At 60.7% G+C, this 14,859-nt stretch carries 8 protein-coding genes; all 8 read right to left on the bottom strand.

The window, feature by feature from the left end; all coding sequences use genetic code 11:
* Nucleotides 1-74: 74 nt before the first annotated feature.
* The gene (locus FFS35_RS13910) at nt 75-2,009 is read right to left on the bottom strand and encodes a DUF262 domain-containing protein (protein ID WP_137787682.1); all 1,935 of its coding nucleotides are present in this window, start codon (nt 2,007-2,009) and stop codon (nt 75-77) included.
* A 15-nt stretch (nt 2,010-2,024) separates the two neighbouring features.
* Nucleotides 2,025-3,716 carry a restriction endonuclease subunit S gene (locus tag FFS35_RS13905; protein ID WP_137787681.1) on the bottom strand — a complete coding sequence of 564 codons (1,692 nt, stop codon included), beginning with the start codon at nt 3,714-3,716 and terminating at the stop codon, nt 2,025-2,027.
* Complete coding sequence (locus FFS35_RS13900) at nt 3,713-5,227, bottom strand: class I SAM-dependent DNA methyltransferase (RefSeq protein ID WP_249341656.1); 1,515 nt, start codon at nt 5,225-5,227, stop codon at nt 3,713-3,715. The genes FFS35_RS13905 and FFS35_RS13900 overlap by 4 nt, the downstream gene beginning before the upstream one ends.
* A complete protein-coding gene (locus tag FFS35_RS13895) occupies nt 5,175-7,634 on the bottom strand; it encodes an EcoAI/FtnUII family type I restriction enzme subunit R (RefSeq protein ID WP_137787680.1) in 2,460 nt (819 codons plus the stop codon). Before FFS35_RS13895 ends, FFS35_RS13900 begins: the two co-directional genes overlap by 53 nt.
* A 610-nt stretch (nt 7,635-8,244) precedes the next feature.
* On the bottom strand, nt 8,245-8,763 hold the full coding sequence (locus tag FFS35_RS13885; RefSeq protein ID WP_137787678.1) for a hypothetical protein: 519 nt from the start codon (nt 8,761-8,763) through the stop codon (nt 8,245-8,247).
* A 10-nt stretch (nt 8,764-8,773) separates the two neighbouring features.
* Nucleotides 8,774-9,736 (bottom strand): YaaC family protein, encoded by a 963-nt coding sequence (locus FFS35_RS13880; protein ID WP_137787677.1) that lies wholly within the window; start codon nt 9,734-9,736, stop codon nt 8,774-8,776.
* Nucleotides 9,737-10,323: 587 nt separating this feature from the next.
* Nucleotides 10,324-11,496 (bottom strand): hypothetical protein, encoded by a 1,173-nt coding sequence (locus FFS35_RS13875; protein WP_137787676.1) that lies wholly within the window; start codon nt 11,494-11,496, stop codon nt 10,324-10,326.
* A 202-nt stretch (nt 11,497-11,698) separates the two neighbouring features.
* Nucleotides 11,699-14,737 (bottom strand): DEAD/DEAH box helicase, encoded by a 3,039-nt coding sequence (locus FFS35_RS13870; RefSeq protein WP_249341655.1) that lies wholly within the window; start codon nt 14,735-14,737, stop codon nt 11,699-11,701.
* Nucleotides 14,738-14,859: the final 122 nt, after the last annotated feature.

Below are 14,859 nucleotides of genomic sequence, written 5' to 3'. Positions count from 1 at the left end.
GAACATCGGCGCTTGCAGCACCGCAAGTTCGCCGCCTAACATCAACCCCCTGACGAGGTCCGCACTCCGCTAATCTACGCCGCGAGTTGTGCCGAATGTTCTGACGACGGACAAGGCGGGAACGGATTAGGAAACACAGCCCATGAAGGGGTCTCGCTAGCGCCCAGGCCGACGATTTCGGCTCGGTCCGGAGCACCCCACAGCTTAGTTGCAACCTCAAACAGAGAGCCGCCCCGCTCCGCTATCGTGACCTCATCCCACGTCTCGAATTCCTGCAGATCCCGGTTAAGGGCCAGCGCAGTGTTTGCCTTGATCGCCGCCAGTTTGTCGTGGTGCGGCCCATTCGAAACCGTTGAATTGAGCGCCTGTGTGAGCAAGGTAAGATTACCCATGGTATTCACCGCGGCCTCGCGCGCACGGACCTGACTGACGAGCTCGGGCCCGAATTGGTCCTCTGTCAGTCCGACCATGTCCGGGATCGGCCAATAGACCTGCCACTTCTGCGGCATGATATGCTCGATCGTCAGCGCCGAAAGGATAACGATGTCTTCGCTCAGCGCTGTCCGTTTCGCGCGTTCAATAGCCTCGAAGATATAGCGCAGCCGCGGCTGCCGGGCAGACTTGTACTGCTCCCGCATGATCCAGTTGTTCCGCCATTCTGCGTTATCTGGCCAGCGATCCAGGTCAGCGGTGCGGCTGGACAGGTACGCGATCAGCTCATCGACCTTGTCGCCCTCGCAATCGCGCAATCTCGTGACCAGCGCGACGAAGAACCGGTTGTAATTCTTCGTCGTAAGGCCACAGATGTCGCGGCGCAGGATGTAGCTTTCCAACGCGGCGAAAGCCTCGGGCAAGCGCGCCGCAATGCTCGGCTCCGTCGCCAGATAGATCGCCAGCGGCATTGCGGTGGACACGTCAAACGCATCCGCCATCAGGCCGAACCGCCCCACCGGATCACCGTCCTTGGGCGCAAACAGCCGGTGCTCGACGGCAGCCGACGCAGTGATCGATTCCAGCTCCTCGGCGACCGTGGCGAAGGGCGAGCAATTGAGAATCCACTTGCGGTAATCCGCAAACAGGCCCTCGATCGAGACGATATCGCCCACATGCATGGCCAGATGATCGGTCAGCATCCAGTCCAGGCGAGTGCGGGTCTGTCGCCCACGTGATGCTTGATGGGTCCAGAAGGCGCGATCCAACGGCAGCCAGTGCTTTTCATAGAGCTTGTCGATGTTCAGCGAGCCGTCACTCTGGCCCATGCCCTTGGCGCGCTGGAAGATGAAATTGCGGAGCAGATCGGCGGGAGAAAGCGGCACGCCGCGGCTGTTGAGCGTCTCGAAGATCGTCTGCGGATCGTCACCGCCCTCGAGTTCGATCGACACGACCGCAAGCCCGTCCTTCAGAGCTTCGAAGAGAATCTGCAGCCGGGTCTCGTTGTAGACCCCATCGACAGTCAGGTGCCGGGCGATGCGCGCCCGGAACGAGGCATGCGCAGCCGTCGCCAGCTTGCCGACCAGTTCATCGATTTCTGCAAGGCCGGCTATCCCAGACAGGTCGGCGGCGGGATCGATCAGGCTCACGAAGGCACGGCGATCCGTGATGGAGGGCCAGAGCTTGTATCGCTCCTCCTCCGGGCGCTCCATCACGCCATCGTTGAGCAGATACTTGGCGATCTCCTGCGCATAGGGCGATCCATGCTCCAGTGCGACGTCGCGCAGGGCCGCCAGCAGAAGCTGAAAGGTGGTGAGCCGCTGCTGACCGTCGATCACTTCGAAGGCCTGGACTTGCGCGCCGAAGGTCTTGACCTGGTTGATCACGATCGCGCCCATGAAATGGGCGGTCAGGCTGGAGCGGTCGGTCTCGATCCGGGCGACTGCGCGCTCGATATCCTCCCACAGCAAAGCGAGCTGAGGATTGTCGCGCCAGGAATACTGCCGCTGATAGAGCGGGATCAGATAGCGGCGCTTGCCGTCAAACAGGCCAATGATCGAGCGGGTGTACGGCTTCATGCGGGCGTGATCCGATCAGGCAGGTTCGAGGGCGTGATGCAGGACGGATTCGAGCAGGCGGGCGCGGGCTTGTTCGCCATCGGAGAGGCTGGCTTCGAGCTGGTTGCATAGCGCCATCAGCTCATCGACCTTGGCGACGATGCGGTGCTGTTCGGCGAGTGGCGGCAACGGGATCATCACCTGCATCAGAATATCGAGATTGATATTTTTTTGCGCAGTAGCCGGGGCAAATGCCAGCAAGTCGGCTTTGGCGGTGCGCATGAAATACTCGAAATATCGTGCATTCTCAAAACATGGAGCGGGGACAAATCCGACAACGCTGTCGGGGAAGCATGCTGCGAAATCGAGAGTGCCGCTGTCCGCGATATTGGCCGCAATGGTTATGCATAGGGTTCCCTTCGGCCAAAGGCGGCTCTGGGCTAACCCAGCGTGGTTATATTTTGCCGTTTGCGTTTGGATCAGTCCTTTCGAGCGCGCGACATCGCCAGTCTGGATCATGCGATGCTCGCCATCAGCATAAAGCGCGGGGTCGTTGCGCGGTCGATGCTTGGATCGACCACGCCCGAATGCGCCTAGGTCAGGAAACCGTGCCCAACACCATCCGGCAGGCAATTCGAATGGTGCTTGTTCGTCCGAAATTACGGGTAACTTGGGCGCCTTCAGCCCCAGACTTTGGGTAACGTCTTGAATCTGACGCTGAATACGTCGAACCAAGTCCTTCGCCGGTTCATCCGACGCATCCTGCTCGACGAGTTTGCCACGCACGGCGAGGTTGAGGATGGTTTGGCGCAGTTGCTTGATCTGGTCGGCGCGGGTGGTGAGCGGGGCGAGGTTGGCCAGCGCGAAGCGGGCGTCGTCGCTGAGGGTTTCGGAATCGGGGGTGTTGAGTTTGGCCAAGGTCGACAGCGTGAATTTGTCACGCGCCGCCTCGCGCTCCGCCCGCGCCGCCTCGAGCTGATCGCACAGAGCCATCAACTCATCGACCTTGGCGACGATGCGGTTCTGCTCAGCCAGCGGCGGCAGCGGGAACGGGCTGTAGGCAAAATATTCGGTCGGCACGCGCTTTTGCCCGGCGGTGCCTATCATCCTTGGAATGCCGTTCTCAATAAAAAACGGACACTTCCAGAAAACCAGAACATAGGCAGGATCAACAAAGAGGGGTCGGACGACGTGTAGCTCGGTCGTGCCGCTTCCCATGCCACCGGTCAGGTTTTGGAAAACCGTCGATTTCCCATTTTCAAAGCACGGCGTAATTTTTGCCAGCCCGACATCACCCTCAGCAAAATGCGTGTAACCCTTTTTGATTTGGATCCACGATCTGGGTTCATGCCCATTTGGGATGCCATATTCTGCCGCGATCAACGTCATCGGCACGAAGGACGCCAGCATGTCGTCATCAGCATCAACGCGGGGATTGATGATTCCGATTTCGGCTATCTGTGACCACGCCCAACTGTCGGGTAAGGAATAAGGAAAATTGGCCAGACCGGGAACGGCCTTCGGCTTCCTGTTCTTGCCCGCCTTAGCAAGCCGCGCCTTTTCAGCCGCAATTCGCTTCAATAGTTCAGATGCCGGTTCATTGCCCGCATCCTGCTCCACCAGCTTGCCGCGCACAGCCAAGTCCAGCACGAAACTCCGCAATCTGGCGATGGCATCGGGCGCGTCGGCAATGCGCGGATAGTGGTCCAGCAATAGGGCAGCGTTCATCGGGCCAGCGCCTCGGCCAGAATGGCTTTCAACTGGTCGCGCAGGTCCGCCGTTTTCGTCTCGGCCATGTCCAGCGCCGCCAGCAGTTCCGCCGGATCGCCGTGGTCGGTCTCTTCGCTATGCGGGTTCTTGAAATCGAGGTTGTAGCCGCGCGCCTTCACCTCATCGATGCTGACATTCCATGCCTGCGGGCCTTCCTCACGGCCCTTTCGCTCCGCACCGCCCCACCATTCGACGCAGGGGGCAAAATGCTCCACACGGATCGGCTTGGTCATCGAATAGGCTTTCTGCCCTTGCGGAACCTGGTGCTCGTAGAACCAGATGTCCTGGGTCGGCTCGGCCTTTTCGAAGAACAGCAGGTTGGTGCCGATGGAGGCGTAGGGCTTGAACACGGAATTGGGCAGGCGAACGATGGTGTGGAGGTTGCACTCTTCGAGCAGCGCCTCCTTCAGCCGGGTCTTCACGCCTTCGCCGAACAGGCTCCCGTCCGGCAAGACGATGGCCGCCACCCCGCCCTTGCGTAGCAGCCGGATGAACAGCGCCAGAAACAGATCCGCCGTCTCGCGCGTGCGGAAATGCTGCGGGAAGTTGCTCTCGATGCCGTCCTCTTCCTTGCCGCCAAAAGGCGGGTTCGTGAGGATCACATCGACGCGGTCTTTCTGCGCCCAACTGATGTAGGGCCGGGCCAGCGTGTTGTCGTGCCGCACAAAGCTGGGATCTTCCACTCCGTGCAGCAGCATGTTGGTGACGCAGAGCATGTGCGGCAGCGGCTTCTTTTCCACCGCGCGGAAGGACGCCTGCATCAGCGCCTCGTCCTCCGGCCGCTTCACATAGCGTTCGCGCATGTGCTTCATCGCGCAAGTGAGGAACCCGCCAGTGCCGCAGGAGGGATCGAAGATGATCTCGCCCGGCTTGGGATCGATGCGGTCCACCATGAAGGCCGTGACCGCACGGGGGGTGTAGTATTCGCCGGCGTTTCCAGCCGATTGCAGGTCGTTGAGCAACTGCTCGTAAACGTCGCCGAAGTGCTGGCGCTCGGTGAGGTTGTTGAAATCGATATCGTTGATCTTGTTGACCACCTGCCGGAGGAGCTGGCCGGATTTCATGTAGTTGTAAGCGTCCTCGAACACGTCGCGCACCACGCGGCGGCGATCACCCGGCTGGCCGGTGGGCTTGAGGCCCTTCATCGCCGGGAACAGCTCTTCGTTGACAAAGGCGAGCAGCGCCTCGCCGGTCAGGCCTTCGGGATCGGCAGCCCAGCTGCGCCACTGGAATTGCGGTGGAACGGGCGACTGATAGCCGTCGCGCATCAGCTCCAATTCCTGATCCTGATCGTCGATGATCTTCAGGAAAAACAACCAGCACAGCTGGCTAATGCGCTGCGCGTCACCATCGACGCCGCTGTCCTTGCGCATGATGTCCTGAATGGATTTGACGAGGGTACGGACTGACATAAGTTCAAGCGACTTCCTGATAGAGCTCGTCTTGCAGGGCGTGGACGGCTTCTTCAAACCCGGCCCTGCCGCCGAATGCCTTGATCAGCTCGACCGGGGTGCCCAGCGTGTTCAGCGGCGGGATACGAAGCACGTTGGTGTCGTCAAGATTCAGCATGCCTTCGTCGGCATACTTGTCGAGCAGGGCGCGCAGCACGGCACGGGCCTGCTCGCCGTACTTGGAGAAAACGTCTCGCTTCTGGACGTTGGTAGCGCGCTCGCGGCGGGTGAGCGGCTTGCGGTCGAATGCGACGTGGCAGATCAAATCGAAGGGATCGAGATCCTTGCCGAGTTCATCGGCGATCACATCGAGGGCAAGGCCTTCGGCGGCTAGCTCATCGACCAGGACCTGCTTGCGGTCAGCGTGGTTCCAACGGTTCAAGAATTCGTCGAGGCTTGCGAAGTGCTTGCGCAGTGCCCGCTTCGTGAAATCGCGAAGGCTTTCGGTGACGAGCTTGCCGCTCTCGTCGAGGTATTCCACGCGCTCGGCTATGATCTTGGCACCAATTCCGTCGACGTAGATCTTCCCGCGCCTGATTCCGCCATCATTGATGGTAATGTCCGGCCGATCGCCGCCGTCGATGATGGTCTCGTCTTCGCGTGATTCCTCTTCGTCATCGCCGCTGGGATCGCTCGTCGTGTCTTCGTCATCGGGCGGGAAGACGGAATCATCGTCGCTGGGCTCGTAGATTTGCACCGGCTCGCCATCGAAATCAGGGTCGGCGAAGTGGTTGGTCGCGCCGCGAAAATCCATGAGCGTGAAGAAGAACTTGCGGGTATCCTCATGAACGCGGGTCCCCCGCCCGACGATCTGCTTGAACTCGGTCATCGAGCCAACTTCCCGGTCCAGCACGATCAGCCGGCAGGTCTGCGCATCCACGCCGGTGGAGAGCAAGCGCGAAGTGGTGACCAGCACCGGATAGCGGCTTTCGGGATCAATGAAATTGCCGAGCTGCGCTTGTCCTTCCGGATCGTTTCCGGTGATCCGCATGACGTAGCGGGAGTTTTCCGCGACCAGATCGGAGTTCTCGTTGACCAAGGCTTGCCGCATGCGGGCGGCGTGTTCCTGATCGACGCAGAAGACGATCGTCTTCTGATACGGGTCACCGCTTTCCTTCAGGAACTCCGTGACCTTGCGAGCGATGAGCTTGGTCCGGTCATCCAGCACCAAGGTCCGGTCGAAATCACGCGCGTTGTAGATACGGTCCTCGACTTCGTTACCTTCGCGATCGAGTTGACCCGCCTGCGGTCGATAGCCTTCGATGTCGCGGTCAACGTGAACCTTGATAACCTTGTAGGGCGCGAGGAAGCCGTCCCGAATGCCTTGCTTGAGCGTGTAGCTGTAAACTGGCTTGCCGAAGTAGTGGATGTTGGACGCGTACTGGGTTTCCTTGGGCGTTGCGGTAAGGCCGATCTGCGTCGCGTCGGAAAAGTGCTCTAGGATCTCGCGCCATGCGCTGTCCTCGGCCGCGCTGCCGCGATGGCATTCGTCGATCACGATCAGATCGAAGAAGCCGGGCGAGAATTCCTTGAACAGCTTCTGCCGTTCCTCAGGCCCTGTGATCGACTGGTAGAGACTGAGGTAAATTTCATAGGCCGTATCGACCCGGCGCTTCTTGTCCATGGCAAGCGTCAGCTCGATCTTGCTGCCGTCGTCGCGCTCGATCGTCTTGGAGTTGGCTGACAGCTTGGCCATGGCGGGGCCGAAGGGCCGGAAGTCATTGACCATGGTCTGGTCGACCAGAACATTGCGGTCCGCGAGGAAAAGCACGCGCTTCTTGTGCCCGCCCTTCCAGAGGCGCCATATGATCTGGAACGCTGTGTAGGTTTTGCCGGTTCCGGTCGCCATAACGAGCAGAACTCGGTTCTGCCCCTTCGCGATCGCTTCGATCGCGGCGTTTATGGCGTTGACCTGATAGTAGCGCGGCTGTTTCCCGCTGCCGTCATCATAATAATCTTCGAGGGCGATTTCCTCGCCCGCTGGCGTTAATCCCTTCCACTCCGCGTAGCGTCGCCACAGCTCATTTGGCGACGGGAATTCATCCAGAGCAAGCGTAGTTTCGCGGGTGTCGCCCGTGCCCGTCCGGTCGTGAAAAACGAATCCATCTCCGTTCGATGCGAATACGAACGGGATGTCGAGGGTCTCGGCGTATTCCAGGGCTTGCTGGATGCCGGCGCCTACCGGCTGCGCATTGTCCTTCGCCTCGATGATTGCGAGCGGGATGTTGGGTTTATAATAGAGGACATAGTCGGCCCGCTTGCATTCGCCACGAGAGACCAATTTACCGCGGACGATGATGCGGCCTTTGGTGAAACTCACCTCTTCCCGAATCTGAGTCATTTCGTCCCAGCCTGCCTGTTTCACAGCCGGCGAGATGAACTTCGTGCAAATATCGCGTTCGCTGAGCGCGTGTTTGTCTAACATGGAGCCCCACCTTGTGAGGCAGACCATAGGGTTCCTTCGAAAAATCGCTAGAGCACCTGCAGAAGACAACGCCCTATGGGCGGGCTCGTGCCAGATCAGTGTGACGTTCTGGTAGCCGTGCCGAGGTCGGCACCAGCGGGGTCAGATAGAGATGCAGCAATACTGCCTGAATGACAAGAAGTTGCCGCCCTGCTTTGCGCCCCAGATTCAGCCATCGAGGCGTGGCACCAATGATCCGGAAAGCTGCCGGGGCCGAGACCTCGCTGCTATCACGATTGCAGCGGAGCCGAGCAAGGCGGCTGCAACGATCACGCCAATTCCCACGAAACCTCGGGCAGTAACGGTTCCTTCGACAATGAAAGTGTCGCCTATCCGCAAAGATAGGTGCGCGTCACCGGTTAAAGGCGTGAAAGCGTCTGGTGGCATAGCTGCTTATAGCCCCTGCATCACGATTGAACATCATCGACGGATTGGCAGCAACGCGCCCCAAACTCGGAGCTTCAGGAGCGCATTTGCGATCCCGGAAGCGACTTTAAGCTTACGCGTGATCTGCCAATGCATTCTACGCTATCTAGCGCGCTCGCGATCGACTGAGGGGCGAACAGTGAGATCACTGCTGGACCTGCATCGCGACGGCGTCCACACCTCGGGCGATCGCCTCGTCAAAACGGGTGTACTGTACTGTCTTGCGGATCGCCGGCAGGCCGAGCGCCATCAATGAAACGATGCCTCGTCCGATCTGGAGTTCGTGCTGGCTGTCGTCCGGATTGCGGTAGTGGACCTCCCTGACGCGGTTGATGCCGAGGTCGCCGATGAGCATGACGACTGGGATCCCCGCAGCTTCCGCGATCTGCAGCTCGATGCCGAGCCCTGTGGACGGGAAGCTCGCGTCCGCGACGACAAGGTCAGCATCTTCGACCATCCTGCGATCCCAGTCGTAGCAAAGTCCCGCCTGGTCACCCGCCGATTTCGAGGCGAGCTGGGGGTCGCTGTCGACCAAGGCGTAGCGCACGCTCGTCACGCTCGGAACATCGCGCAGCCTGGCAGCCAGCGCGTGCAGGTATGAGGCATACTCGGCGAAGACGTCACGTGGAACGTGAGTCAGGCCGCAAGCGATGTATATCTTCACGAATGACCCCTCAGTTTGGTACCCTGACGTTGGGGATCATGATCTGATGCCCCGTCATCTCACAGGCTATCTCGTCCAGGAACTGGGACGGCGACATGGCTATAAATTCGCTGAGCAGCCAATTCTTTGGTCCGTCGAGATACGATCTGAGCTGCGAAGGCGTGTAACGGCAAATCTCGCTTAGTCGGTGCATCGCGATCAGCATCAACGTGATCGGGCTCCGATCGATTGTGCTCGCGCCGGTCGTTTTCAGGTACCACAAGGTGTGTGCGCCGTTAATGTAGTGGATGATCCGGCGGATCTCAGCATTCAGACCACTAAGCGAGGCGAGTTCGGCGTCGCTGGGACGGCCGGCCGCCGCCCAATGGATGGTGCGGGTCGACACGATGGTGGGTGGGCCTCCGACAACCTCCGTGACTTCCGGCGGCAGGCGCCTCCTGTAGATCTTCCAGTTGATGCCATCACCAATCTCGGCGTGGAGCGAGACCTGTCCAGATGCCGCGTCCCGCTTGAAGGCCGCCTGTCTGAGCGGGATGAACCGCTCGGGCTTGTTGGAATAGCTCAGACAGCAGGTGCGATGCACGCACACGACGTTGTACAGTATGTCCTCCAAGCTGTGGACGCGGGCGGTCTCCGTTTCCGCGAAGTAGGAGACCATCGCAGGCACGATGCCGTTCTGCTTGATCTTGACCCCCTCGTTGCTGAGGACAGTCTTACTGTTCGGCCCGCGCATCCTGTTGCCGGACACGCCATGATATGGATTGAACACGATCGACTTGGAGGCGAGAAGCGCCTTCGCGGCGTTCATGAAGCAGTAGTACAGGACCAGAGGCGATGACTCGATCGTTAGCCCCTGCGCTGCGCGATGAAAGTTTCTCGCCTGCCTCCAGTAGTGTTGCGCCTCGTCCTTCTTCTCCCTTCGGAGCCACAGATCGACATAGTCGAAGGGGTCCAGGGTGAGCACGGTCTTCATCCGAAAGTTAGATCCGTTGACTGCCTTTGTGAGCGCGATTGACCTCGCCCCGATCTTGATCTGTTCAGATGACACCGATCCCCCCGCCGCAAGCTATCCTGCGAAACCGTTCCTATTACGGAGCCTCGCAATTGTCTCGGCGCATCGCCGCTGCCGCCAGCGCTCGAACACGGGGCCGTGCTGAGCATGTCGCACGAGCGAAGTCCCAACGCTCCGCTCCGATGACAAGGACTGGGTAAGCGGCCCGCTAATGTAGACTGGATCAGCAGCGTCTTTGTCTGCTTCGAGTGCCTTTCGTATCGGTAGCGGACAGCCAACTGACGGCCCACAAATAGACGTACATGTCATCGGGGCTGGAACGGCAGCAACTGGGCCGGTAGCGGTCAGGCGGCTTTTTGGCACCGGATCGCGAAAAGCCGTCATCCCGTGATCAAAGTCTCGACTGTTAATCGAGTGGCCGGATCGAGGTCGTTTGCGGAACGGCAGTTCTCGGAGGAGCTAGGCACAATCAGGTAAAGGATCGTCTTCACAAAGCAAAAACGGGCAATGGCGGATCACGGCCTCGAGCTGATCCAGCGCTCGCTCCTTCACTGTCGTCGATCCACCTGCCAGTCGTACCGGAGCCCCTCAAACGCGGTAGTGGCGACATGGTCGGGAAAAAGCCTGCCCGCGATCTTTCGCCGATTGTCCCAACCAGGCTGCGTGTCGTTCATAACCATCTCGATCCGCTGCCTGCCAGAAGGTGTCAAGTGGCCAATGATCTCCCAGATGAAGTCGTGGAGCGCGAGGTAGTCGTCAAGAATCTCTTGCGGCCTATAGCGATCGATCAGCCGGATCCAATGCTGGCGGATTCGGTCCCCACCTGTTCTGAAAAGCGGTCTCTTGCCGTGGAAGTAGACGGTCTCGAGGGCGTCGCGCACCGGGTCCACGTTACCATGAATCACGTCGTTCCTCTTGTTCACAACCTGCCAGTAGCGGCCGAACGCGGGATTATTCTGCTGGAGTGGCCGGGCAAAGCCGACGCACATGTCCGCCATCGCGACCAACTTCTGGTTGAGGGGGCCCCGGACGAACGCCTCGAAGGCTGCGGCGTCCCGGCGCACCTCCTGCTTGATCAACACGGCGACTATCGGGCCGATGAACGATTCGAACAGCACCGGCATGAGCACGGACAGTTCCGTAGGCGCGGTCGTGATCGCGCTCATGAGCTTTGAGTGGGCCTTGTTATTGGAGTTGGCGACGAGCGATTGGGTGGTGAGCTTATCGGAGAGGATCTTGCGCTCGATTCTGGGCAGCGCGGTGTCGATCTCGTCGTAAAGGTCGGCGCATCGCGACGCGATCGCTTGGAACTGGTTCGGGAAGATGCTCCACTTCTCTAGGCTCGATGCGAACCGACCCTTCTCGCGCGCGACGCGGGCGAAGTCCTGTTTCAGCTTTGCAATGAACGCGAGGCACTTCGCGTCGCTAAGCTTGCCGTCGAACCAGACGTGCACCTCCTCCGAAGCGCCGACGAACATGAGATCCTTTTCGCCAGCCTTAAGGAAGAAGTCCCAGTGGAACAGGTTCGCCGAGTCTGCTTCCACCAAGATCGTCTGAAGGCCGTTGGGCTCCCCGAACCTCGCGTGCAGGTAGGTGTAGGCATCGAATGGAGAGATCGTCTCTTGGAGAACGAGGGACGACTTCCGCTTGCCTCGGGATTTCTTCTTTCCGCGAACCCTTCGATCCTCGATGAACGCCAGGCGCTCCTCGTCGGAAAACATGCGCCAAGTCTCAGGGTGGAGATAGGACATCCCTACCGTGTCAGCGTAGTGGCGTGGCGAGAGCGGGCCGCGCCATAACTGCTTGCTTGCAGGCTATTTTCGACGTTCGAAGAGCGCGCATCTTCACTGGGCCGCGTCGACTAGAAGCTCGCGATCAACCACCGCAGTGTGGACCAGGCGACCCTCTATCGAGCTCATCTTCTCAGGACGCCAAAAGGTCGCGCGGGCCGACATACCTGATGTGGAGACGAGCATCGACCTTTTCCACGGTGGCAACCGTCAATCCTACCCTCGCATGGTTTAATCCGACCTCAAGCTGGCCAAGTCGCGAGAGGTCGGCCCCTAGAACCACGGTCATATCGTGCTGATTAAACAGCTGCACCGGCGTGCCGTGCTTTGGTGCGTCCCCATCCCAACTCACCTTCGCAGACGATATCTGACGGGACCAAGTCTCGTCGTCGGCAGGCATTAGGCTCGCAAGGAACTGGAGCCACAGTCCGTGGGACGTCGTCGTGGGCCACTCCGGATCGAGCCGCCCCTCGAACACCTTCTCGCTCCGCAGCCACCGCTTGAGGCCCCGCATGTCGGTGAAGTCGCCACCGGTCTGCTCGACCGCCCGGATGGCAGCGACGCGAGAGCCAAACCCAGCCCGCATTAATACAGCCGCGGCCCGATTGAGCGTGCCCGTCTCGACAGCAGCGACGGCCACGCCCAGTTCGACGTCCTCCATCGCGATGCCGCTCTCGAGCTCGTCACCGTTTGCGATGGCGCGGACACGGACTGCCTCCATCGCCCACGGCAGGCGGTAGACGAGCGACTGCTCGACGAACTGAAGCACGGTGGCCTCGTCATCGGCGGCGAGGTCGGCGATCGTCTCACCCTTCAGCCACGCGGCCAGAACGTCACGCCAGTTTCCCGGCAGCTCGGGAGGAACGAACGGCGGAATCGCGAACGCCAACTCGGCGAAATCGGTGATAGCCTCGATCGCCGCGTCCTCCTGTCCCTCCAGGATCGCGCCGTTCGCGGTGACGAGAAACTGGTTCAGCTCGGCCGCCTGAGCGTCGAGCTCCTGCCCGGTCCCCAGCCCTATACCGGCAAGAAAGTATCCCCTTCGCTGGACCTGCGTGGTCTTCTTCCAGACGAACCGCGCGCGTGCCGCGAGACCTGCCTTTAGCACCCGCTGAATGATCATGCGCCGGCTCGCAAGCCGCCGCAGCCAGAGCGACGAGGAAAGCACATCGTCGAGCGTGGCCTCGAGCTCGTCATCAACCACCTCGCGGTCCCCCAGCATGCTCAGGATCGCGGTGTCGAGCGTCGTAAGGAAGCCCGCCCAGCGATTCCTCTCGATCGCCGTGATCTCTGCGGACTCGCTCTTGATCACCGGAAACTCCCACGCCGCATTGCCAGCGACGTATTCGATCAGCCTCTCCCCATCCCGCAGGCCATGCTTACGTACGATCCGGGCGAGAAGGGTCTGGACCAAGCGGAGAAGCCCGCTCTCCATCTCCTTGCCCTTCTCGTTCGCGATCATCGCCTTCCATGCGGCGCTACGCTTGGTCACCTTGTCGAACATCGGATATAGGACGAGTCCTTCGACGTCCACGAAGGCACGGCCGGCGCGACCCACGACGTTGCGGAACTCGGCGATGTCGATCTCCGCCCCGTTCCTGTTAAGTCCGTGAAAGATCAGCGTAGAGGCCGACAGGTTCAGTCCCTGCGCCAGCGTCGGCGAGGATATCGTAACCTTCAGCACACCCAGCCGCAGAAGCCGCTCGACCTCCTTGCGGAATGCTGTCGGCAGGGCGCCGTGATGTACCGCAACCCCGAGCTTGAGACATGTCAGCACAGGGCTGTCCTCGCCGAGCCACTCGGCACCGATCGCGACTGCGTTGTCGAGTATCCCGGCGTCATGTTCAAGGACCGACTGGATCGCGCCGCGCTCCGCCAGATCCACAATGGCCTCGGCGAACGGCTCGACCGACACTCTCAGCGGACAGAATATCAGGACCGAATGGTCCTCCGAGACGAGCTGCCAGGCGGTAGCAATGCAGAGCTCGCGCTGATCACCGGGATACATCTTGACCCGCCGCCCCTTCGGAAGGACGGGCGTAAGAAATTTTTCAATCCAGGGCTGCTCGGCACCGACTGTGATGTCGAGCCGGGCATGGTCATCCTTCCACAGGACCTCGCCGTAGCGCAGTCGCGTTGGCCGCCAATCTTTCTTCACGAGCCCGTCCGCTTGGTCGCGCGTGAGCCAGGCGGTGAAGTCCGCTAGCTGGTCCCCGTCGGGCAAGATCGCGGACAGGCAAACGATGCGTCGACCTGCAGCGTCGTCGCGACGGAGCAGCCGCTGGATCTGGACCTCGTAGCGGACCTCGCGCTCGGTCAAGCCGATCATGTGACCTTCGTCGAGAACCACGAGCCCGACGTCGTTGAGGAGATCGGGGTCATTCCGCAGGGCGAAATCGAGCTTCTCCGGCGTAGCGACGATGATATCGCTCTCACGGAGGAAATCCTCGTCGACCTCGCTCGCTCCGATCGCGCCGTAGAGGCTGGAGACGCTCTTTCCCAGAGGCCGGAACGTTCGCTGGAGCGAGACTTCCGTCTGAGCCGACAGGGCCCTCAGCGGCGTGACGAACACCACTCGCCTGCCCGAAGCCAAGCAGGCCAGAATGCAAAGCTCGGCGATGCGCGTCTTGCCAGCACTCGTGGGAAGCGAGACGACCATGTTGTCGGTGAGGTCGAGGGCTCGGGAGGCTGCCTCCATTTGCGATGGCCACAGGTCGATCTCGGCGCGGTCCCGCTTCATCAGCGTCGCGATGAACAACTCACGCAGACGCTCCCAATCTATCGCCCCGCCAACGCCACCGGCCCCACTGGTTGGCAGGCGCTCGTGAAAGCTCGACGACCACAGATCGCCCAGAAGGTGGATCGCTAGACGATGGCACCACCATTGCGGAACGAAACCGAGCTCCCCGGCAGCCTCGAGCCCTATTCTCAAGCGGGCGATCGCGGCCTCGAGCACGCCGCGCTCGCCGCGCTCGAACGCAAGCATGGCCATGGCGACCGCGCCCAGGAAGTGGTCGGACAACGCTGCGTCCACGACCTCAGCGAGACTATCCTCCAGCTCTGGCGAGTCTTCCTTCGACTCGACGCCGTCCTCGGGCTCCCGGATCTCCGAGAGCATCTCGATCAGTGTCTTCTCGCTACCGTTCGGCCCGAGGCGCTGTTCGGCGAGCATCGTGAAGAGGCCATCGAGGTCCCTCAGCATGAGCATCGCCAGCGCCCGCTCCGGCCGGGTCAGGTTCGCTTCCGTCAGCCCCTCGTGCAGCAGTGAGAAGGCGCGCGCCGAATACCGCGCGA

Origin of the sequence: Sphingomonas sp. 3P27F8 (assembly GCF_005502745.1) — a bacterium.
GTDB lineage: Bacteria > Pseudomonadota > Alphaproteobacteria > Sphingomonadales > Sphingomonadaceae > Sphingomonas.
This window is presented reverse-complemented; position numbering and strand designations above follow the sequence as displayed.